The following is a 2,362-nucleotide window of genomic DNA, read 5'->3' on the forward strand; positions in this document are numbered from 1 at the left end:
GGGCGGCCGGGTTCGCGGTGGCCGCCCTCGAGGTGACGGACCGCGCCGTGGGCCTGGACTCGCCGGAGATCGAGCCGCTGCGGACCGCCGAGCGCCTGGCCCTCGTCCTCGGCCAGGAGGGGCCGGGGGTCCGGCCCGAGACCCTCGCCCAGACCGACGCCGACGTCGTCATCCCCATGCCCGACGGCGTCGACTCACTGAACGTGGCCGCGGCCGCGGCGGTCGCGCTGTGGGAGCTGCGCGCACGCTGACCGGCCCGGGTGCGGTAGAGTGGGCGGCTGGCCCGCCGTCCGGCGGACCCCCTGACCACACCTCTCGCGCCCCTGGTCCCAATCAGGCGGCTGAAACGAAGGATGCACCATGAAGTCTGAGATCCACCCGGATTACCGCTACGTCATCTTCAACGACCTCGCCTCCGGTGAGAAGATCCTCACCCGCAGCACCGCGAACTCCGAGAAGACCGCGGAGTGGACCGATGGCAACACCTACCCGGTGATCGACGTCGAGATCTCGGCCGCCTCGCACCCGTTCTACACGGGCAAGCAGCGCATCATGGACACCGCCGGCCGCGTCGAGCGCTTCAACGCCCGCTTCAAGGGCTTCGGCGGCAAGAAGTGACCGCGGCGGCCTGAGCCGCGCGCCCACCACGACGACGGGCCCCGCGCCCCCGGAGCGATCCGGGCGGTGCGGGGCCCGTCGCGTCGCCCGTAGGCTGGCGGGCATGACGACTCTCCACGGTGAATACAAGGTGATCGGCGGCAAGCTGGTCGCGGCGGACCTGAGCCTCGCGGACGGCCGGATCGCGACCGCCAGCATCAACGGTGACTTCTTCCTCGAGCCGGACGAGGCGCTCGAGGACCTCAACGCGGCGGTGACCGGGCTGTCCGCGGACGCCGAGCATCGCGTCATCCGGGAGGCCGTCGAGCGGGGTCTGCGACCCGAGGCCGAGCTGTTCGGCGTGGACGCCTTCGCGGTCGCCTCGGCCGTGCGTCGCGCCCTCGGCAAGGCGACCACGTGGGAGGACCACGAGTGGGAGGTCATCGGGCCGGAGCCGATGCCGATCGCGCTGACCTTGGCCCTGGACGAGGTGCTCACCCGACAGGTGGCCGAGGGACGTCGCAAGCCGACCATGCGCCTGTGGCAGTGGAACGAGCCGGCCGTGGTGATCGGCGCCTTCCAGTCGCTGGCCAACGAGGTGGACCCCGAGGGGGCGCGGCGGCACGGCATCAACGTGGTGCGGCGGATCTCCGGCGGCGGCGCGATGTTCATGGAGGCGGACAACTGCGTCACGTACTCGATGCACGTCCCGTCGTCGCTGGTCGACGGGCTGGAGACGGCGGAGACCTACCCGTTCCTGGACGAGTGGACCATGGACGCGCTCTCCCGACTCGGCGTGCACGCGTTCTACCAGCCGCTCAACGACATCGCCACGGACCAGGGGAAGATCGGCGGCGCCGCGCAGAAGCGGGTGGGCACGGCCGGGCTGCTGCACCACGTGACGATGAGCTACGACATCGACGCGGACAAGATGCTCGAGGTGCTGCGCATCGGCCGGGAGAAGCTGCGCGGCAAGGGCGTGACCTCGGCGAAGAAGCGCGTGGACCCGCTCCGGCGCCAGACCGGCGTCTCCCGCGCCGAGATCTGGGAGACCATGATGACCACCTTCGAGGAGCGCTACGGCGCCCGCCGCGTCGAGCTGGACGAGGCCACCCGTGAGGAGGCCGAGCAGCTGGCCCGCACCAAGTTCGCGACCCCGGAGTGGACCGCGCGGGTGCCCTGAGCCGCCTGACGGCGTCCCGGCACCGTCCGGCACGCTTCCGTCCGGGGGCGGTTTGCGGTGGTATTCGACGTGAATACCGCCCGAAACCGCCCCCGACGCGTCGAGGTGTGGCGGGGCGGCTCTGTCAGGATCGGACCATGACCCCCGACGACGACGCCCCCGTCCGCCTGATCGCCCGCTCCGACGCCCCGCGGCGCCCACGGTCGACCGTGGACGTCCACTGCGCCCTCGAGCTGGAGCTCGCCTCCGGCCGCCGCGTGCCTCTGCTCACGGACCGCGGCTGGAGCGCGGACGGCACGTGGGACCTCGTCACGGTCCGCGACCTCGACGAGGCCTCCGCCACGGTGACCGGGCCGGACGAGCCGGGCGGCGGCCGCACGCCTGCCCAGGAGGAGACGCGACACTGGGACGCGCTGGCAGCGGTCGCGGCCGAGGCCGGGGTGCCGGTGGGGGCCGCAACGTTGCGCGAGCTGCCGCTGGTGGGGGAGACCTCGCCCGAGCTGGCCGCCCTCGTGGACCGGGCGCACCGCGAGGCCCGCGCCCTGAACCGGCTGCTCGGCGTCCACCCGCTGGCCCTCGGCA

At 72.8% G+C, this 2,362-nt stretch carries 3 protein-coding genes and 1 pseudogene; all 4 read left to right on the plus strand.

Going from position 1 to position 2,362, the window contains the following annotated elements; translation table 11 throughout:
* The coding region (locus HMPREF3105_RS08110) for a TrmH family RNA methyltransferase (protein WP_305791341.1) at positions 1 to 251 on the plus strand (251 nt) is incomplete at its 5' end.
* Positions 252 to 360: 109 nt separating this feature from the next.
* On the plus strand, positions 361 to 618 hold the full coding sequence (locus HMPREF3105_RS08115) for a type B 50S ribosomal protein L31 (RefSeq protein WP_036336843.1): 258 nt from the start codon (positions 361 to 363) through the stop codon (positions 616 to 618).
* Between the two features lie 103 nt (positions 619 to 721).
* Entirely contained in the window at positions 722 to 1,780 is a 1,059-nt protein-coding gene (locus HMPREF3105_RS08120) for a lipoate-protein ligase LplAB (protein WP_070709169.1), read from the plus strand.
* Between the two features lie 137 nt (positions 1,781 to 1,917).
* Positions 1,918 to 2,362: pseudogene (locus tag HMPREF3105_RS08125) on the plus strand (hypothetical protein); the annotation flags it as partial.

It is taken from the genome of Micrococcus sp. HMSC31B01, assembly GCF_001816085.1.
GTDB lineage: Bacteria > Actinomycetota > Actinomycetes > Actinomycetales > Micrococcaceae > Micrococcus > Micrococcus luteus.